At 44.7% G+C, this 20,308-nt stretch carries 18 protein-coding genes; 7 read left to right on the top strand and 11 right to left on the bottom strand.

Going from position 1 to position 20,308, the window contains the following annotated elements; translation table 11 throughout:
- Positions 1-120 precede the first annotated feature (120 nt).
- The 9 genes from AAHN97_RS11260 to AAHN97_RS11220 all read right to left on the bottom strand — a co-directional run bounded on the left by AAHN97_RS11260 (position 121) and on the right by AAHN97_RS11220 (position 9,391).
- Complete coding sequence (locus AAHN97_RS11260; RefSeq protein ID WP_343307707.1) at positions 121-1,185, bottom strand: acyltransferase; 1,065 nt, start codon at positions 1,183-1,185, stop codon at positions 121-123.
- 25 nt (positions 1,186-1,210) lie between these two features.
- Entirely contained in the window at positions 1,211-2,380 is a 1,170-nt protein-coding gene (locus AAHN97_RS11255) for a glycosyltransferase family 2 protein (protein ID WP_343307706.1), read from the bottom strand.
- A 23-nt stretch (positions 2,381-2,403) separates the two neighbouring features.
- Positions 2,404-2,976 (bottom strand): gluconate 2-dehydrogenase subunit 3 family protein, encoded by a 573-nt coding sequence (locus AAHN97_RS11250; RefSeq protein ID WP_343307705.1) that lies wholly within the window; start codon positions 2,974-2,976, stop codon positions 2,404-2,406.
- Positions 2,973-3,701: a hypothetical protein gene (locus AAHN97_RS11245; RefSeq protein WP_343307704.1), complete on the bottom strand. Its 729-nt coding sequence runs from the start codon at positions 3,699-3,701 to the stop codon at positions 2,973-2,975. The genes AAHN97_RS11250 and AAHN97_RS11245 overlap by 4 nt, the downstream gene beginning before the upstream one ends.
- 97 nt (positions 3,702-3,798) lie before the next feature.
- Positions 3,799-4,524 carry a TolC family protein gene (locus AAHN97_RS11240; RefSeq protein WP_343307703.1) on the bottom strand — a complete coding sequence of 242 codons (726 nt, stop codon included), beginning with the start codon at positions 4,522-4,524 and terminating at the stop codon, positions 3,799-3,801.
- 10 nt (positions 4,525-4,534) lie between these two features.
- Positions 4,535-5,962: an O-antigen ligase family protein gene (locus AAHN97_RS11235; RefSeq protein ID WP_343307702.1), complete on the bottom strand. Its 1,428-nt coding sequence runs from the start codon at positions 5,960-5,962 to the stop codon at positions 4,535-4,537.
- A 5-nt stretch (positions 5,963-5,967) separates the two neighbouring features.
- A complete protein-coding gene (locus AAHN97_RS11230; protein ID WP_343307700.1) occupies positions 5,968-6,096 on the bottom strand; it encodes a hypothetical protein in 129 nt (42 codons plus the stop codon).
- A complete protein-coding gene (locus AAHN97_RS11225; RefSeq protein ID WP_343307699.1) occupies positions 6,093-7,190 on the bottom strand; it encodes an acyltransferase in 1,098 nt (365 codons plus the stop codon). The genes AAHN97_RS11230 and AAHN97_RS11225 overlap by 4 nt, the downstream gene beginning before the upstream one ends.
- A 5-nt stretch (positions 7,191-7,195) precedes the next feature.
- Complete coding sequence (locus AAHN97_RS11220) at positions 7,196-9,391, bottom strand: exopolysaccharide transport family protein (protein ID WP_343307698.1); 2,196 nt, start codon at positions 9,389-9,391, stop codon at positions 7,196-7,198.
- Positions 9,392-10,291: 900 nt separating this feature from the next.
- Between AAHN97_RS11220 and AAHN97_RS11215 the strand changes: the two genes are divergently transcribed.
- From AAHN97_RS11215 to AAHN97_RS11185, 7 genes are read left to right on the top strand one after another with little or no spacing between them, the layout of a single operon-like run.
- Positions 10,292-10,684, top strand: a complete 393-nt coding sequence (locus AAHN97_RS11215; protein ID WP_343307697.1) for a response regulator — start codon at positions 10,292-10,294, stop codon at positions 10,682-10,684.
- 32 nt (positions 10,685-10,716) lie between these two features.
- The gene (locus AAHN97_RS11210) at positions 10,717-11,871 is read left to right on the top strand and encodes a sugar transferase (RefSeq protein WP_343307695.1); all 1,155 of its coding nucleotides are present in this window, start codon (positions 10,717-10,719) and stop codon (positions 11,869-11,871) included.
- Positions 11,872-11,930: 59 nt separating this feature from the next.
- Positions 11,931-13,082: a glycosyltransferase gene (locus AAHN97_RS11205; protein WP_343307694.1), complete on the top strand. Its 1,152-nt coding sequence runs from the start codon at positions 11,931-11,933 to the stop codon at positions 13,080-13,082.
- Complete coding sequence (locus tag AAHN97_RS11200; protein WP_343307692.1) at positions 13,063-13,995, top strand: glycosyltransferase family 2 protein; 933 nt, start codon at positions 13,063-13,065, stop codon at positions 13,993-13,995. Before AAHN97_RS11205 ends, AAHN97_RS11200 begins: the two co-directional genes overlap by 20 nt.
- Positions 13,983-15,884 (top strand): asparagine synthase (glutamine-hydrolyzing), encoded by a 1,902-nt coding sequence (asnB, locus tag AAHN97_RS11195; RefSeq protein ID WP_343307691.1) that lies wholly within the window; start codon positions 13,983-13,985, stop codon positions 15,882-15,884. Before AAHN97_RS11200 ends, asnB begins: the two co-directional genes overlap by 13 nt.
- A gap of 1 nt (position 15,885) precedes the next feature.
- On the top strand, positions 15,886-17,013 hold the full coding sequence (locus AAHN97_RS11190; RefSeq protein ID WP_343307690.1) for a glycosyltransferase family 4 protein: 1,128 nt from the start codon (positions 15,886-15,888) through the stop codon (positions 17,011-17,013).
- A gap of 1 nt (position 17,014) precedes the next feature.
- Positions 17,015-17,782, top strand: coding sequence for a class I SAM-dependent methyltransferase (locus AAHN97_RS11185; protein ID WP_343307689.1), 768 nt, complete (start codon positions 17,015-17,017; stop codon positions 17,780-17,782).
- A 33-nt stretch (positions 17,783-17,815) separates the two neighbouring features.
- Here AAHN97_RS11185 and AAHN97_RS11180 read toward each other — a convergent pair whose 3' ends face one another.
- Positions 17,816-18,679, bottom strand: coding sequence for a beta-1,6-N-acetylglucosaminyltransferase (locus AAHN97_RS11180; RefSeq protein ID WP_343307688.1), 864 nt, complete (start codon positions 18,677-18,679; stop codon positions 17,816-17,818).
- 3 nt (positions 18,680-18,682) lie between these two features.
- Positions 18,683-20,014 (bottom strand): lipopolysaccharide biosynthesis protein, encoded by a 1,332-nt coding sequence (locus AAHN97_RS11175; RefSeq protein ID WP_343307686.1) that lies wholly within the window; start codon positions 20,012-20,014, stop codon positions 18,683-18,685.
- Positions 20,015-20,308: the final 294 nt, after the last annotated feature.

The raw sequence follows: 20,308 nt of genomic DNA, 5'->3' as shown, positions 1-20,308 counted from the left end.
TATATTTAATCAATTATAACTATTATCTATTTGGTAATTGGTCGGAATTTATCCGTGAACAGCGGGAATTGAGATATAAACGCAAAAAGCAAAACATAAAAGATAACAGTATATTATAAATTATATCCCTACGAGGAATTTGCTTTTCTTTCCCAGCAGTTTCTGCGCCAGCTTGAGGCAAAGCACGGAAAGCACCATTACCAAGGCAAAATTGAGGGTCCAGGCGAATATGTTGCCAGGTACATCCTGGTGAAAGAGTTTGTGAAATAAACCCCTTGCAGCCAGTACAAAGAAGTAATGCACAAAGAAGATCCCAAAACTGTAGGTGGCCAGGATATCTATCCATTTAGGGATATACTTTTCCAGGCGCCAGAGCCAATAGATATAAAAACCGCAGAAAAGCACTTTATGGGTGAAATCAAAACGGTCGTACAGTTCTTTGGAGGAGAAGTAGGTGGCTACCAGGAAAACGACGGGCAATATGGTGATGGCGATCCAGTATTTCCTGGCAAACTCCAGGAATTCATCCTTATACCTGCTCAGGAACATGCCAAAAACGTATACGGACAGGAAGTGTACAGCCATTACCAGGGTATCACTTAACACACTCCTTTGTATGATCAGAGACAGGGCGAACAAGGGGATGAGGGAGTAATACAACTTTGGATGGCGGTCTATATACAATAGCACCGGGGCAATCAGGTAGTACAAACTGATCATGGGAATAAACCATAGCGGCTGGAGGTGCCCGCCATGCAGAAGGTAATATCCTGCCTGTTCCCAGGCATTCCAGGTGCCAAAATCCGGATGTACGTCTGTGGTGAAACCAGGAATATCCTGGTACAACACCCGGTAAAGGATCACCGGAGCAGAGAGGATCAGGTAAGGGCAGATCACATTCTGGAACTTTTTCACCAGGTAATCCTTATACTCAAACTTATGGGACAAATGCTGGAAAAGGTAACCGGCAATGAAGAGGAACAGGATGGTGGAGTTCTGCCACAACACATCAAAGGATCTGCTGATCACGGAACCTTCCGGCCAGCCAACCAGGATGTGCGCTGCTACCACGTAGATGATAGCAATTCCACGGAAGTTGTGAATATAACTGATGAATTTCTTTGCGGCAGGTTTCGGCTGCACAACGTCTGTGAGAGGAGCGTTCAGGTCTGTTTTGATTTCCATTGCCAGGTATTTTAATGATGGTGTACTAGCTTCGTTTTGATTTTTCCCAGGCGGCTGCCTGACTATTTTTCATGAAACGAAAGAAACCCTGGTACACCGCTATGTTCATAAAAAGAAAATAGAATGGGATATATGAAAGCTTTGATTTTTTTTCCTGTTTGGCCTGGATGTATCCTATCATGGCCAGCACATAAAAAAGTACCTGTGCAGCCAGGATGAGCTTAAAGATCAGCCAGGGTGTTATCACCACGAGCAGGATGTTAGTGATTAGCAACACCGGTAAACTTAACGGCGATAGCGTCCATCTCAGCACGCGGTGAGAAATATACTGAAAACTGAGTACGGGGTATTTGAAAAAATTCAGCAAGCTACGGAGCATTACAATGGACTGGAAACCGCCTGCGCTGATCCTCACTTTCCTTTTATGCTCTTCTTCCATAGAGAAAGAAGGCGCTTCCATAGCATATGCATCCGGTGCATAAGCTATCCTGTAACCTTTCATATTGATCCGGAGCGAAATAATAAAATCATCCAGGATCACTTTTTCTTCCACCGGCTGGAACAAATGTGTTCTGATGGAGAACAGTTCTCCGGCTGCGCCTACTACGGAATACAATTCCGCATCCAGTTTTTTAAGGAAGGATTCATACTTCCAGTAAATGCCTTCAGTGGAAGCAGCATCTGCTTTACCCGCGGCCACTACTTTTTTTTCTCCGGCCACACCGCCGGTATTTTCATCTTTGTAATGTTTTACAATGTTGCGGATAGCCTCCCTGTTGAGCATGGTATTGGCATCGCAAAATATCACTATGGGGTTTTCAACAAATGGCATGGCCCTGTTGATGGCTGCAGTTTTGCCGTGCCGGGCGGGGATATGCAGCAGTTGAATACGCGGCTCCTGGCGGATAATATCCGGCGTACTGTCTGTAGAGCCATCAGTAATGAAAATGAACTGGCATTTATGATGAGGGTATTCCAGTGCCAGTGTGTTGCTTATCTTTTCACGAATGTGATCTTCTTCATTATAGGCTGCTACTACCAATGTTATACCAGGTTCAAATTCCGCTGCAGCCGGCGCCTGCTTTTTAAAGACCCGTTTAATTTTTATGATCCCGTACAGGAGGATGCCATATCCGATATAATTATAAAAAAGGACAAAGAAACTCAGGAAAAACAGTATGTAGAGCAATATCATGGGGGATGTAATGTTTATAGTGATCAGGTAGCCCAGCATTTTTGACCAGGCTTCAGCGGCACAATGCCGTTATACTGACCGGGAATGTAGTCGTAAGCCATACCCATAGTAGCGCCTTTCATGGAGGTGCCGTAACCGAGCAGCGTATACTTTTTGAGGGTGATAAAAAAGGAATCTCCTATCAGCCTGCGGGAAACTTTCCCTTTTATGCCAGCCCATGCCCTGTCCCGCTTTTCAAAATGGCCGGTAACAGCCAGCTTTGCCGCATGGTCACAATCAACGAATGATTTTCCATATCGGGCTTTTGCATAATCTTCCACATCTTCCAGGCCATACATGAACCTGTTCTGTGCTTTGCGGTTGGTACAGTCTTTTATCAGGGTGATAATTACAGGTGCTACCCCGGCAGATCTGGCACCGGGTGTATCTGTTTCCGGAATGATGATCTCAGCGAGTTCTTCGATCAGTTTTTTATAACCATCGAGCGCTGTGAGGTCAGGTTTTTTATAAAAGCGATAGAAATTGAAGCCACCTGCTACAGCAGCTCCTGCACCACCGAGGAGCAGGATGTTCCTTATGGCTTTTCTCCTGTTCATTTTTTTCTTGGTTTTATGGCGTATGTTTTTTTATACTGCAGCAGCCATTCATAAATGTTCTTACCATTTTCCCTGTACTTAGGCGTAAAGAAAGAAGACCAGCAGCAATGCGCCCCCGGGTACATGGTGAGTTTTGTAAGCCCTTGCTTATATTTTGCGGTACTGTCCATAAAACCTTTGATGTTCTGCCTGAAATAATCGTCTTTGGTGCCTACAAAATACCATGTATGTATATCCGCATCTGCTACGAGTTTGAAACGTTTCAGGTAGTCAGAGTCAAGGTTAGCGGGAGACATGGTGATGCATGCAGCGATCCTGGCAGCTAATTCCGGGCTGTGTGTTTTGGCTGCTTCAACAGACCAGCCACCGGCGCTGTAACCGCTAAGATAGATCCTTGTGGTGTCTACCGGGTATCTCCTTATAACATCATCCAGCATCATTCCCACATCCTGCGGTGCAAAGGACCAGCTTTGTGCCATGGGTGCCAGTAAGATAAACTTATACAATTTACCATCCACGGGATTTACCGCTTCTATCAATTTGCCTTCTTTCAACTGCTTAGGCACGCCATCCTTGTAAATAACAGAAAGATCTTTACCTGCCACACTTCTTCCATGGAACGCAATCAGCAAGGGGAAACGTTCCCCGGCAACAGTAGGTGCAGGTGTATAGATAAGTGCCTGCCTCGTTTGCCATTCACTTATCTTAACTTCTATTTTACGCATTGGTTCATACTGCGCTTTTACGGATCCCGTAACCAGCATAATACAGACCAAAGAGATCATTTTCAACATAGCGACGTGTTGTGTGAACGGATAAAATCTATATCTGCAGCAACACCTGTTCTAACGTGGTTCCTACCATTTCTTCCAGCTTCAGCTTGGATTGACGTAGTTCTTTTTCCAGCAGGATCTTTTTAGCCATCTCACCGTTGTAAGAACGGTATGATTCTTTATACAGTTCAATGGACACAGTTTCATCTCCGGCACGGAACTTTTCTTCCATTTGTGTGTAGTTCAGCAACGCATCTTCTACCAATGGTAAATGCAGTTCAAACAATTGTTTATTGGCAGCATATTCCTCATACAATTCCAATACCTGTGCTTTTACGCTCAGGGCATCAGATTCCTGCGCTGTTTCCAGTAACTTTTTCTCTGCTCTTACACGTTTAACATCGTTAGGGATCTTGATCAGGTTACCAATTGGCACCATTACACCAAAATTGTAACGTGGGAAGAATGCGTTGTTTTGATTAGCGCCGCTGCTGCCTTTGATGGTAAACTCATTGAGGTTACCTGCTGCGCTGAAATGGTTCAGCCAGGCGGAACCTGCAATATTCGTTTCGTACTTGTTGATCTGTTTCTTAACAGCATATTGTTTCATATTCGGATGCTGCAGGGCCAGTTCTACCAGCTTTGCTTTAAACCTGGCTACGGTTGAAATATCAGGCGGAAGTTTCAGCAAAACACTGGTGTCTCTTTTCACAACCTGCGCCTGTGTAGCAAGGCCCAGGAACAAAGCAAGAACGACTAAGGAGATACGTTTCATATTCTAGTTTTTAAGAGTATAAATATTTAATTTTTATAACAATTGCAGTGAACGCATTAAGCATAATAGCGGACTCCACCAGCGTGGAAGCATCCTGGGCATATTGCGCCAGGGCTATTTCAAATACGGCTGCTGCTATGCTGATCATAAGTAGTTTGTCCAGATCACTTTTCATCCGGAAGAAGTTGCCGATCCCGGCCATAATGAGGATCAGGAAGTTAGCGCCCATTAAGAGGATGCCCAGCCAGCCGGTTTCCAATGCAGCCCTCAGGTAACCATTATCTGTCTGTAAGTTGGCCATGGGGTGCCCCGGATGGAAGATCAACGCATTACCGCCAGTGGTCATGAGGCCCCCGCCAAATGGATGGGAGAGTGCATAGGGCTGTGCCTTGGCACGGTTCCGGTCCCGCACGTTCACAGATTCATCCTGTTTTCCGAGGAAAGCCGTTCTTACCCGCACAATGGTGGGGTTACTATGGAAAGGCCCGAATAAGATCACCAGGGCAAAAAATCCGAAAGCACCGGCAATGAGGATCGTATTCCTTTTCTGCAGGTTGGCAATGAAGAACAGCATCAGGCCCAGCGGGATCATCACATAACCCGTACGCGTGCCGGAGTAACCGAGCGCCAGCATGTGGAAGATGAGGGAAATGGTGAGCCCTGTCTTTTTGGGTATGTTAACTACATCGAGCTTAGCTGTCAGCAGGATCAGGATGATCACAATGTTGCAGGCCATGATAATACCAAAGGAGGCCGCATCCGCCATAAAGGAAAAGATACGGATACCACTGAGGATGATGGTGGTATTGAACATTTTAGGGTACTTGGCCATGAATGCCCTTTCATAAGGCATTAGCCCCATCCATTGCTGCATACAGGCATAGATAGCTGCCAGCGTACCTATTATAAGCCAGTACTTGAAGAATACATACACATCCTTCATGCTATTGAACACATGCAGACCCAGGTAAAGGAACAGGAGGTTCCGCATGGTCACCCGGATAAAGATCAACCAGCCGCCAGGATTAAAGCCGTAGGGGTTCGCTATTTCCAGTATGAGTAATAACACATAGGCGTAGATGGATATCAGCAGTGGATCTTTCATGAAATCCACCTTCTTTGTAGAGGGATCCCCCCTTTTGAAGAAGCAGCCTAACAAGGAACAGGCTAAAAGCCCATCCATCACAAAACCCATCGGTAGCTCTGTACCCGCCATCCTTTCCAGCAGAGGAAGGATAAGGGAAACAGTCATATAGATATAAAATCCCAGCCTGTAATTGAGGATGCATACCAGGCAGGTAGCGCCGCCCAGGATCGCTACCACCAGTATGGCTGCTATCTTGGCATCTTTAGCGCCAACGAAAGCGATCGCCGGGATCAGTAAGATCCAGAGCAGGTGTAAGAAGTATTGCTTAATATTTTTCTTGCTCAGTTGCATGTTTATTACAGGAACATCGTTTTGACCAATAACATGAGTATTACGATGGCCACAAAGGCTACCAGCAGCGCTTCATGCAGCTGCTCACTCACTACTTTTTTTTCTTTTACCTTTTTCGCTTTTATCTTTTTCATGATGCACTCACTTGTCTCCTGGGTATATCCTTGATAGGGCCCTGGAAGATGAAATTAAGTTTCAGCAGCAGGCATACCCTGTAGATAATTATGGAGAAAAAGATCCCGGCTGCTATCAGTATGAAGGTGAACACAGATGTTCTGATCTGGATACCCGTACTCAAAATGATGTTGCGTAACAGGAATACAACACCCACATGGATCAGGTAGATATATAATGAATAATGCCCTATTACCTGCAAAAATTCCAGCTTGCGGTACTTCGCCAGCACAAAGGAGATCATGATCACCAGCAACCCGCCCAGCAGTGCGAATGTTGAGAACAGGTAAATGCTCATGTCCACATTTTTCATACAGTAATACTGCACAAGTAAAAATACCGGGATCAGCAGTAATACTTTAACAGGGGAGGCGAGCTCCTCCTGTACGCTTTCTTTAAAGAAATAAGGTGTTGCAAGATGCCCCAGGGCAAAATATACATAGTACACCGCAATATCAGACAAGGTGCTGATGTCACCTGCCAGCCCTTTCAGCGGAAGTAATGCAAAACCCAGCAGCAGCTGCATCCAGGGGCCGAACTTTAACCACCGGTCCACCATCAGGTACAGGGCAGTAACATTGAACAAGGCAAATAAATACCATAGTTGCAGCATGCTCCGCGGATGTATCAATATGTCCAGGTAATTTTCCACTCCTTTTTTAGAATTCGTGTAATCAGAGAATAAGATCTGCAAGGTGAGTTGTATAAAACACCATAACAGATATGGATATAAAAGCGTATTGATCTTTGAGATCATAAAGTTCTTGCCGCCCCGCCTGTGAAGGCTGGATGCAAAGAAAAGGCCCGACAGAAAAAAGAACATGGGCATCCGGAAGCCATACAGCATTTCATTGGCATTCATCAGTGTTGAGGTGATGGGTATGCCGTTGTAAAGTAATCCGTATATCACATGCCGGTACGTAACAAATATGATCGCAATGCCTTTCGCATAGTCCACCCAGGCATATTTCCTGGATGTTCCGGGGCGAAAGGTGAAAATGAATTTCAATGCGCCAGACAGTGATAGGGATCTTATGGACGGTTGCTCAGACATTTATTCTATAGTTCCAGATAATCGTCATTAATATTGTTCAATACAGCTCCCAGGAATTTATCTCCTAAACCTTGCAGGAACTCTATGGATTCTTTATCTGTTTGTTTTATCGATGCTTTGGATGAGAATATCGCTACCACACCTTCCGCATATTTCTCTAACTCTTTACTGTCTGTATATTCATTCAAAGGGGCACCTTCAAACAGGATGAAATCATAATATTCTTTCAAACGTGGCAGATAGTTCAGCAGGTGATTTTTAGGAAGGATCTCCGTTGGCGTATAGTCGCCACCTTTACAGCCGATCACTTCAATATTCTCAATGCTGTAAGTAGTAACGATGGCTCTTACTTTTTCGATACTGAAATCCTGAGGGGCAATGGAGAATGTTTCCAGCGTAGGTTTCGCTTCCAGTTGTACGGTAAGGTCGTTATTACAGAAGTTGGTATCTATTACCAATACACGTTTGTTGCTTAAGCTGAGACTATATGCAACTGCCTGTACCAGGGTTGTTTTTCCCTGCTGTGATTCCGTACTGGTGAAGAGGAAGATGGATTTACCGCTACTCTCGATCTCAAAGCGCAGTTTACGCAGGAATTCCCGGAAACTGTTCTGCCTTTTCACAATGGCCTTTTTATCTTCTATCCGTTTCTGCAGTACTTCCAGGATACTGTATTTATTCAGGTCCGCATGATTGATCGTAGCGATCAGTTTCAGGTGTACACTCTTCAGGAAGTTGGAAGGAGATTTAATCGAAGAGTCAAAGAACTCTTTGAACAGGATACTGAGTGTAGATAACATGAATACGGCCATACCAACCATGCCCATAATTATCATCCGTTTGGACGATTCAGGTTTGAAGGCAGGCTGCCCTTTCAGTGTTTGCCTGAAGTTGTCTACCGGTACGCTTCTGTTGTCAATAGCCGAGTTCAGTTTCTCTTTCAGTTTATTGTATTCCTCCTGCGCCAGTTCTACCTCCTTCGCTAATGTACTCACCGTAGCTTCTTTGTTGGCATAAGAACCTACAGAGTATTTCAGGGAGTTGATCTTGGACTGCAGGTTGTTAATATTCAGTTTGGCTGCGGAGATATCTGATTCAACAGTGGCTTTATCCTGCAGCAGCTTATCTTTGCTAACTACAGTACCTGGTACGGAGGAGCCGGTTTTGCCTACGGCTGCGCTGTATTGTTTACGTAAAGCCTCGAGTTTCTCTGCGATCTTTTCATCTGTACTACCCGTGCGCACATACTCATCATTCAGCTGATTGATCTGCCGGCGCAGGGTTACGATCTCATTATTACCGGTATTACCGTAAGTGGTTTTACCCTGGTTGGCCCTGTTGATCTGTTCTGTAATATTGTTCAGGTTGGCCTGCATGATATTCACGTTGGCCTTTTCATCCAGCAGGGCTTTTTCCAGCTGGCTGATCAATCCCATTTCCGTACCGCTGGCAGCTTCTACGTTCAGGATACCTTCAGATGATTTATAAGAGCGGAGTGCTTCTACTTTTGCATCCAGTTCTACTTTCTTTTTATTTACCAGTTCTTCAAAAGTTACTACGTTCTCTACACCACGCTCAGAGCGGAGACTTCTGTAATAACGGATGAATTCCTGGTAAAGCGTGTTCACCACAAAAGCCGACTGCTCGGGGTTTTCAGAACCATAAGAGATATCTATATAGTCTGTTCTCGGTACCCTGTTCACTTTTAAAGTCTTGGTGATAGACTCATTATCATATTTGCAGAGCTTCATATATTCCAGCAGCTTGCGCTCGTCTGGTTTGTAGGAAGTGAGCATCTGGAGTGAATCCAGTTTCTGACGGCAGATGCGCAGGCCTTCTTCTTTATTGAACTGAAGATATTCAGGTGATTTCAGGTCTTTCTCATGCAGGGTCCTGAAAGGTTTATTGCTGGTAAGGTCATGAATGAGCAGCGAGTAGGAGAGGAGGCTGATCACCAGTGGAGAATTGATAGTTTGGATAGTGTTTTCAAACTTTACATCGGCCTCATAAAGGTTCACATTTTCATCCCGGAGGGTGATCTGATCTTTCATGGTAAAGCCAGTAGAGATCTGTGCGCTGGAAACATATAGTTTTGCTCTTCCCATAGTAAAAAAGAAAGCTGCCACCAATGCCAGCGCGGTGCTGAAAATGATCCACCACTTCTTTTTTAATAACGCCTTCACAAAATATATTACATCCATATCAATTATTTATTTTTATCAATCATAAATCCTTAAAAAAACCGGTTTACACCGGGATCATTTCTTTTGCAAACAAAATAGACCTGGGCTAACGCAGGGACTTTTGCACTGAACCCCTATAACTGATAAAAAGCTGTTTAGCGCTTTGTCAGTATAAAAGGACGAGAACAAACCCATAATTTAGTAGATAATGCAGTACAACCTATTTTGTATGCAGGTTTTGCCAGAGGATCAGGTTAGAAATAACTTGTAGGGAACCGGAAGTAATTGGGGGGAATGGAAATAACCATTCATTTCAATTGATATATAATGTATCCGATTCGTTCGCAAAAGTAGAACGCAAATTTCAATCCGCATAATTTATTTGGGTGAATGGAGGGAATTTATTGGTAAACGTAATGTTTTCCGTCTTCAAATACAGGGATAGGGGAAAGCCTATATCATGAAATTATAGTATTTGAGCGGGGTACACCATAATATATAGGAAAGGGGGTTGTCTATTTGTGTAATTCTACCCATTAAGGAGGTTAAATGTCCATTTTGGGGTTAAAATGGCCGGATAAAAACCATTAAAGTGGAAATTCCATGCGTTTACTGAGAAAAAACCTCCCTTCACCAATTAAAATTGTGAATATATAATTCCCGCATTAATTTTACATCCGTTAAGAACATAAAACAAAATAATTCTTCGGCACCACATATTAGGTTTTGAAAATTATATTGTAAGTTTGCTAAGATCAATTGATTTAACCCGTATTCTTCGCCATCCTCCTCTGGAAAACTACAACGTTTAAATTTAAACTCGACCTTATCCATCAAAAGCCTTCTGTGGCTCTAGATCAATTTAGTTATTGATCAAACAGCCCAAAACATTATCGTAAAGCAAAAAAGAAGGTAAAAATGAAACAGAGAATTTTAATTATAGATGATAGTATGCCGATAAGGTACTTGTTAGAGGCGATGTTCCGTAAAGAATATAATGTGGTTTCCGCACAAGACGGCCTGGCAGCGATGGCCTGGTTATCCAAAGGAAACATGGCAGATGTGATCATAACGGACCTGGCTATGCCAAACGTGAACGGATGGGAGTTGCTGGATTATTTAGCAGACAGCCATCTTTATAAAGATATCCCGGTGGTTGTACTCAGTGGTAGCATGAATGACCGTACCGAATCTATTACAGAATTATACAGCAATGTGCATGAAGTTATGCGCAAACCATTTGATCCGGTAGAACTGATGGAGAAAGTGGAAGGAATCATCAGCAAGAGGCTGGTTCCGGTGATGCCCTGATTTTATTGACCCTGAATACAATTGTGATTTTTATGAATTTTACGACTACACCTAACATTTTAGAGGCCCCATCCATTGAGCGTAGCAATTCTGCCAGGCAAACAACCGATCTTTCTCAGATAGCAAAGGAAGAGAGGATCGTAATGATTGTCGGTGCATCTCTGCAGGCGACCAATTTACTTCCATACTACAACTATTGTATGGTGGAGGACACTATTAGTGCGCAGCGGAAGATCATGGAAATGCTCAATGTAAACAGAACTGTTCCTTCGGTTATCATTGTTCAGTATAATGAACAATGTGAAGCCGCCTGCCAGAAATGGTCCGCTTATTTTGCATCTCATCAGATCCTGAAGTCCATCCCGTTTTTTCTGTATGCAGACAATGTAACAGAACCCCTCAAAGCATTTGTTAAGAAACATCTTTTTATTGATGAGATCATTACCCGGGAGTGTATGGAACGCCAACTGTTCTCCAAGATCGACTTTGTAAAGAAGATCAAACGCCTCCAGGCAATTCCAGACCAGGTACAGGCACCTAAGGAGATCCGTTACAAAAAGGATTACCTGAACACCTTCCTGAAACGCGGGCTGGACATTACAGCGGCTTCCCTCGGCCTGATCGTAGCCTCTCCGCTCATGCTGCTCATTGCAGCAGCCATCCGCATCGAATCCAAAGGTCCTATTTTCTATTCTTCCAAAAGGGCCGGCAGGAATTACAAGGTTTTCAAATTCTACAAATTCAGAAGTATGGTGCCGGATGCTGATAAAAAGCTGAAGGACCTGAAACACCTGAATCAATATGACGCGAGCGATTCAGGCCCGGTGTTCTATAAAGTATCCAACGATCCAAGGATCACCAAACTGGGTAACTTTTTAAGGAACAGCAGCCTGGACGAACTGCCGCAGTTGTTCAACGTTTTAAAAGGAGATATGTCCCTGGTAGGGAACCGCCCTTTACCTTTGTACGAAGCCACCACTTTAACTACGGATGTGTGGGTAGAACGTTTCCTGGCTCCTGCAGGTATCACCGGTTTATGGCAGATCAGCAAGAGAGGAAAGAAAGAAATGTCTGTAGAAGAGCGCATCAGCCTGGATATAGACTACGCTTACAAAAACTCATTCACCTACGATATGTGGTTGATCGTGAATACGCCGTTAGCGCTTATTCAAAAAGATAACGTATAATGATTGCTTTTTTAGAGATAATTTTATTTGCCTACTTAGCCGGATGCGTACTGTACAATTTGTTCTTTTCTATTGCAGGTAAGATTGTTGCCCGCAAACAGACAGACATCAGTGAACCCGAAACTTACAGCAGAGTTGCCATCCTGGTGCCTGCGTATAAGGAAGACAGTATTATCCTGTCCTCCGCCAAAAGTTACGCCCGGTTACGGTACCCTGCATCCAGCTATGATGTGATCGTGATCGCGGATTCCCTTCAGCCGGAAACGCTTGAATTACTGAAAGAAGCATCTGTAAAGGTATTGCCCGTTTCATTTGATAAAAGTACCAAAGCCCGTTCCCTGAACAAGGCTTTCGGTGAGATCGGTGATAATTACGACATAGCATTGATCTGCGATGCAGATAATATGCTGGAGCCGGACTTCCTCTTAAAGATCAACAGGGCCTACCTGGACGGGGAGTATGTGATACAGGCGCAAAGGGTGGCCAAGAACCTGGAAACACCATTTGCTGTTCTGGATACTGCCAACGAGATCATTGCGAATCATATTTACCGCAAAGGTGCCAATGCAGTAGGATTATCGTCTTCCGTGATAGGTTCCGGTATGGCATTTCATTTTCCGCTGATCAAAGAAGTGATGCAAAGGGTAAGTGCTACAGGTGGTTTTGATAAGATACTGCAACTGGAAATGGTAACGCTGGGTCATCAGGTCTATTACCTGGAAGATGCACTCATCTTCGATGAAAAGATCGAGAATCCCAACGCTTTCAGTAACCAGCGCAGAAGATGGATCTCCAGCCAGTTCGTATACCTGCGCATGTTCTGGAAGAAAGGGCTGAAGGCTTTGTTCAAAGGGAATTTTGATTATTTTAATCTTTCCTTCTGCCACAACCTGATGCTGCCGCGCATGCTGCTGATCGCTGCTATCTGCCTGCTGACATTACTGAGCGCTATTTTCAATGCTTATACATTTATACCTTTCACAGCCTGGGCGATCCTGTTTGTGATGAATGCTGTCAGCCTGGCTTTGCCTTTGCCCTGGATCTTTTACCGCAAATATTTTTTCACTGCCCTGCTGATACTGCCAAAAGCGATAGGTATAATGGTGATGCTGGTTTTCCGCTTAAAAGGAGCCAACAACACTTTCATACATACCAAGCATAATAAAACAGATATCGATAATCCTTTACTCCATGCAAGCCGTAAGAACTGAACATAATAATAAGCCGCTGGTTTCTATTATTACGGTGAATTACAATAATTCGGTTGTAACATGTGAGCTACTGGCTTCCCTCAAAATAAATAGCTACCATAATATCGAAGTGATCGTGGTGGACAACGCTTCCAAGGAAGACCCCACCGCGGCACTTCTGAACATCTGGCCCACTGTTAAAGTGATCCGGAGTGAAAAGAACCTGGGTTTTGCCGGTGGCAATAACCTGGGTATCAAAGCTGCTTCCGGCAGTTACCTCTTCCTGGTGAATAACGATACGGAATTCACAGACGGGTTGATTGAAGGGCTGATCCAAACATTTGAGCAATACCCGGATGCGGGTATGGTGAGCCCCAAATTCCATTACTTCTTCCATAAAGGCACCATTGAATATGCCGGTTACCAGGCGGTAGACCCCTTTACAGGCAGAAATGCCATGATCGGTTGCCGGGAAAAGGATAACGGCCAGTACGATGCTGTTTCCGTTACCCCTTATGCACACGGCGGCGCCATGATGATCTCCCGCGAAGCGCTGGAGAAAACAGGCCTCATGCCGGAAGTGTATTTCCTCTATTATGAGGAGTTCGACTGGTGCGAGCAGCTTAAAAGGAACGGTTATAAAATATACTACCAGTACAAATCCCTTATTTACCATAAGGAGTCTATGACCACTGGTAAGAACAGCCCATTAAAAACGTATTTCATAACGAGGAACAGGTTGTTATTTATGAGAAGAAATACAACTATGACAGGACGTTTGGGTTTTATGTTATATTTTACATTCTTAACGATACCCAAAAATACCCTCCAATTCCTCTTAAAAAGAGAAGGTGTTCATCTGAAAGCCTTTTGGCGGGGGATCTTCTGGAATATCCAACATCTTAAAAAACCTACAGACTTATGTGTGGAATAGCAGGGTTTATTGATTTTTCGCAAAAATCAGGTCAGGATACGCTGCAGAAAATGACAGATGTGTTATTGCACCGTGGTCCTAATGACGCCGGTTACGAATGTTATAGCAGCGGGCATGCTGTTGTAGGGCTCGGCCAGCGCAGGTTATCCATTCTCGATCTTAGCAGCTCCGGCCACCAGCCTATGCACTTCAAGCAGTACAGCATGGTGTTCAACGGAGAGATCTATAATTTTAAGGAAATACGCAAAGAACTGGAGACCAAAGGTTACACCTTCAGTTCCGGTACGGATACGGAGGTTTTGCTGAAGGGCTTTGATTGCTGGCAGGAGAAAGTGATGGACAAGTGCATCGGTATGTTCGCCTTTGTGATCTACGATGAACAGAAAGGCGAGGTGTTCATTTGCCGTGACAGGGCAGGGGTAAAACCACTGTACTACTACTGGAACGAGAACCTGTTCCTGTTTGCTTCAGAACTGAAGAGCTTTACAGAGCACCCTGCTTTCCGTAAAGATATTGATGAAAAGAGTGTTTCCCTTTTCCTGCAATACAGCTACATTCCTGCACCATACACTGTTTACAGGAATACCTGGAAACTGAAACCGGGGCATTATTTAACGCTGAACCTGCAAAAGGCCATCCCGGAAGAAAAGGAATACTGGAACGTACTGGAAGCCTACAGGCAGCCTGAAACAAAACTTTCCGAAAGAGAAGTGATCGCACATACGGAAGAGCTGATGAAGAGTGCCTATCAGTACCGCATGGTATCTGATGTGCCCGTGGGTGTGTTCCTGAGTGGCGGATATGACAGTGCGAGCGTGGCAGCTATTCTGCAGGAAGGTTCCGGCAGCCGCATCAAGACCTTCACGATCGGTTATAAGGAAAAACAGTGGGATGAATCTGCGGAAGCAAAAAAGATAGCCCGCCACCTGGGTACAGATCATACAGAATGGATCATTGGCGCATCCGATGCAAAAGATGTATTACATCAATTACCTGAAATATACGATGAGCCTTTTGCGGACAACTCTACCGTTCCCACCACACTGGTGAGTAAACTGGCGAGTAAGGATGTGAAAGTGGTACTGTCTGCAGACGGTGGTGATGAACTGTTTGCCGGATATAACAAATTTAACCAGGCGATCAGGTATACCAGCCAGTTGCCAAGAGGCGTGCAATCCTTACTGGGTGCTGCCATGAGCATCATACAACCGGAAGTGATCCCTTACTTCAATAAGAAATACAACTTTGCCTCCCGCTACGAAAAGATGAAACTGATCTGGCAGGATGGCAAACCGCAGCAGGCGCTCAAATACATCAGCCAGTACATCACGGAAAGTGAAGCGGAATATTACATGGGCACTGCCACCGGCAAATACAAAACCAACTTTGACCTCAACGGAGAACTGAGTTCCATTCCTGATCCGCTGAATAAATTACTGGCTATAGACTACCGCACTTTCCTGGTAGATAATAACCTGGTGAAAGTGGACCGTGCTACGATGAGTGTGAGTATTGAAGGCCGTGAGCCGATGCTGGACCACCGCCTGCTGGAATTCCTGGCAACAGTGCCGGCAGCCTTGAAGGTAAAGGAGCAGACCAATAAATACATCCTCAAAACGATTGTACATAAATACATTCCGAAATCCATGATGGACCGCCCGAAACGGCCTTTCATTGCGCCTTTGCAGGAATGGTTCAAAGATGATCTGAAAGAGCAGATGCAGTATTATTTAGCGCCGGAACGCCTGCAGAAATCAGGATTGTTCAATGCATCCCATGTGCAGGAGCTGCTGAAGAAATACCTGGACGGTGGCAGAGTAAGCCATCAGAAATTATGGAATATACTGGTGTTCCAGTTATGGTATGACCGTTGGATCGAAAAGCTGTAACATGGAGCAACCCCGTAAAATAAGAGTTTTAGAAACCATCCGCCAGGGTAAGATAGGAGGAGGGGAAAGCCATGTGCTGGACCTTGTGAAAACGATGGATAATGCGTTGTTTGAACCGGTGGTGCTTTCCTTCACGGATGGGCCTATGGTACAGGCGCTCACGGCAATAGGCGTGCCGGTGCACGTGATTGCCAGCGAAAAAGCATTTGATATCAGTATCTGGAAAAAAGTGCGTGCATTCCTCACGGAGCAACGCATTGATATTGTACACGTACATGGCACCCGTGCCAATACAAATGTAATGTGGGCAGCACGCAGGCTGGGTTTGCCGCTGATCTACACCATCCATGGATGGTCCTTTCACGATGGCCTGAACCCCCTGATCAAAAGAGCGCGTATTGCAGCAGAGAAATACATCACCCGCAAAGCACAGGTAAATATCTGCGTATCTGATTCCAACAGGGAAACAGGTATTAAAACCTTTGGCCGCTTTGATTCCGTAGTGATCAAGAACGGCGTGAACCCGGTGAAATTCAATCCCGGTGCTGAATACCCTGATGTGAAAGCAGCCTACGGTATTCGGGCAGATCAGCTGGTGATCGGTTACATTGCAAGGATGACCCTGCAAAAAGATCCGGTTGGCATGCTGGAAGGATTCAGCCTGGCACTTCAGCAATTCCCTGATATGAAACTGCTGATGATAGGAGAGGGAGAACTGAAAGAAGCAGCATTGGAAGCAGCCCGCAGATTGAACATAACGGATCATGTGATCTTTGATAATTTCCGCCAAGATGTACCTGCGGTATTAAATGGCGTAGACATTTACTGCCTTCCCTCTTTATGGGAAGGATTCCCGATAGGCGTGCTGGAGGCAATGGCCATGGGAAAAGCAGTGATCGCCAGTGATGTGGATGGTACACGTGAAGCCGTAACGGATGGCGACAATGGTTTGCTGGTGCCTGCAAAGAACAATGAAACACTGGCTGCCGCCATTGTGAAACTGGCCAAAGACAAAACCCTCAGAGGACAATTACAACAGCGTGCCATGGATACGATACGGAGTAAATACACCGTATCCGGCATGACACGGCAAATTGAAAAAATATATCAACAGCTTTACCATAACTGACATGACACAAGCAACGATCACCTACGAATATGAACGTATCGCGGATATCAAGCGACTGAAATTTATTGCAGAGGCCCTCAAAAAAGAGATCCCCGAAAAAGGCCGCGTGCTGGACGTAGGTTGCGGTAATGGCGTTATCAGCCGCCATCTTGGCCAATTCGGCTATGAAGTACTGGGCATTGATATCAGCCAGAAAACAATTGATGTGGCCCGTTCCAAGAACACGCTGCCTAATGTACGCTTTGAAGCCATCAGTGCTGAAGCGCTCACTGCAGCAGGTGAAAAATACGATGCAGTGATCTGCAGTGAAGTACTGGAACACCTGGACCATCCTGAAAAATTACTGCGTGTTATCTATGATACCATCAAGGACGATGGTTTGCTGGTAGTGACCGTTCCAAACGGTGTGGGCCCACGTGAACTATGTGTAACAAGGCCTATGCTGAAAGCCCGGAATAACCCCGGCATGTGGAAGTTCATTAATAAAATTAAAAGCGCTCTTGGTTTTAAAGGTACTACCGTACAATCACAGGCAGATAACCTGGACCATGTGCAGTTCTTCACACGTAAAGATCTGCTGAACCTCGCGCAAACAAATAATTACGATATCATCAAGTTTTCGAAAACGAATTTTGTGGAAGATGTATTCCCTTTTTCCCTGCTCACCAAACGCATTAAGTTCCTGCAAAAGCTGGACTGCGAGGTAGCTGAGATCCTGCCTATAGGTTTTACCGGCGGGTTCAATACATTGTGGAAGAAAAGAGTCTAGTGTTTTTTTTATGACTTACATGGGCTGTTCTCTTTATGAGGACAGCCTTTTTAGTTCCTGGTCTATTTTGTCCAGCAGGGCAGGATTTTTATCCATTTCAAATTTGCGGGCCACCAGGCGGTCGCTTTTCAGCATAGGCTCCACATCTTCCATGTCCAGCGTTTTAGGATGATTCTGACCTTTTGCCCGGTCATTGCCCCAGTCGATATAATGCAGATCATACCCCGTTACTGCTTCCTTGTAAGGGCTGCCCATTAAGATGGTCTGGAAGATGAATTCATCAGAACCCCAGGTGAGTTTGAAATAACGCACCAGTTTAGGGCGCTCCCGGATGTAATCCAGCAGGTAATTCACACAATCCTGGGTCAGTGTCCACCAGGCAGAACCGGAGTAAATTTTAAGCCCGAATGGCGGTTTACGTGCGGGCAGTATTTTTGTGAGCAGGTCCGCGAATTTATACTTGCCCGGGAAATTACATTCTACCAGGTGATAGTTATTCACCTTGGACATCATGGGTTTTAATTCTTCTTCAGTTATAAGACCGATGTATTGTTTGCTGTTGGGTTGTGTGAGGGTATGATAGATGTGTTCAGTGGTTTTGATCACATAATCCTGGCCACTGAGCATGGTGATGTAAGTATAGGTATTTCCGGATTGGCGGGTGGCTTCCATGCCGTTCAGCGTAGCCTGCACAATGCCCCAACCGGCCCAGGTTACGTTCACACGGGGTGTTACGGTATATACCTGCGGCAGGGAAAGTGCTGCGGCGTAATCTGCTATGTTGCATTTGGCATCTATGTGTACGAAGCAATCAATATGGGGATGCTGCAGCCTGGTTAAGAGGCGGTGTAATTGAGCCGGTTGTTTATGTGCCAGGATGATGAACGCTGTTCTCATAAATTATGCGTGCCTGATTTTCAGGGCTTTTTTTACCAGTATGTTAAATTCAATCCAGCCGTAATGCCAGAGGTCTTTCAGGTGTACGTCCATGTGTTTTTTCATGACGTAGTAACCATAACCGATAGCAAAGATGATGTGCAGTAAAGTAGCGAGTGCTACGGAAATAATATTGGGGAAGATCCATACCAGTACCACAGCAAAGATGGCATTCAATATCAGTTTCAGGATGTTCTTATAGAAGTTCACGTGTGCAAGGCCCATCATATCCAGTGTTACGCCATTGAAACGGTCCAGTGGCCATAGGATAGCGGTAATGAGTGTAATGCGTACTACAGCAGTGGCGCCCAGGTAATTACCTTTGGCCAGGATAATGATCAATGGCTCTGTGAATATCAGCATGCCAATGATGAACGGGATGATCAGTAAAGTAACTGTGCCGGTGTAGCGGCAGAATGCAATGGCTACAGCCTGTTTATCGCCACGGTTGGCTGCTGCGGATAAAGTAGGTTGTGCGGTGGCTACAAAACTGCGGAGGATGATCTCGATCACTTCCATGAATTTCTGTGGAATACTGAAGAGTGCTACACTTGCAGGGCCAAGCATTTTTACGATCACGATATTATTGGTGTAATTGATCAGGGAAGAAGACACCATGCTGCCGATGATCAAACGACCAAAGCGATAAAGCTCCAGCGCGTGTTCCTTTGTACGGAAAACAATGTTGCGGATGCCCGTCCATCTTCTGAGCAGGCAATAGATACTGGAAATAGCCATCGATCCGCAGTAAGCATACAGCACATTGGCCAACGATACCTGCCCGAACCACCATAACACTGCCAGCAGGACTAAGAAAGAACCATTCTGGGAGATCCTGATGAACACTATCTCATTAAAACGGCTCTCTGCCTGCAGCACCCAGCTGGCGAAGTTCATGGGGAGTGACAGTAAAGTAAGGATGCCTAACCATGCCAGGAACAATGGCCAGGGAGCGCCAAGGAAAGGAGCCACTGCAAAATAACCGAGCATGGAAAGTACCACGTAAGCGATAGTGATGAGCAGGGAAACATGCCATGCGGCACCCGCTACTTTTCTTGCAGTTTCCAGATCTGCACCGGAATAGAACTTGATGACGCCGGATTGCAGTAAACCGGTACGTATCTGATCCAGAATGTTATAGGTGGCGGTAAAGATCACCCACTGACCAAAGTCGTCCAGGGTTAAGATCCTTACAAGGATCGCAAACGAAAGGAGATTGAAAAATGCCGAAACCAGATTGCCTAATAACGATAAAAACTGCTTATTCCTGAAGGCGGATAAAAGCCTGGATATCATATGTAATTATTAGATAAATTAATTTTGATTACAATATACTGGTTTCTAGTAGGATATCGGTTAAAAACAAACGTACGAGGTTAAATCAGGATGCAAGTTTATTAAATTATAAATTAATTAAGCGCAAAATGTACGTTAATAAATTTAACAGCTGGATTATCAACAGTGTATGAAAACGATAATAAATAATTTATTATTAAACATAATAGATATTTAATTTTTTACCATTTGTTTTGAATAATTTTTGTTTATTTGTAAACAAGTATAAGTACGTGTATTAGATTATAGATGATC

This window comes from Chitinophaga niabensis (assembly GCF_039545795.1).
Classification (GTDB): domain Bacteria; phylum Bacteroidota; class Bacteroidia; order Chitinophagales; family Chitinophagaceae; genus Chitinophaga; species Chitinophaga niabensis_B.
Note: the sequence above shows the minus strand (reverse complement) of the source record. Positions and strands in the feature narration are given on the sequence as shown.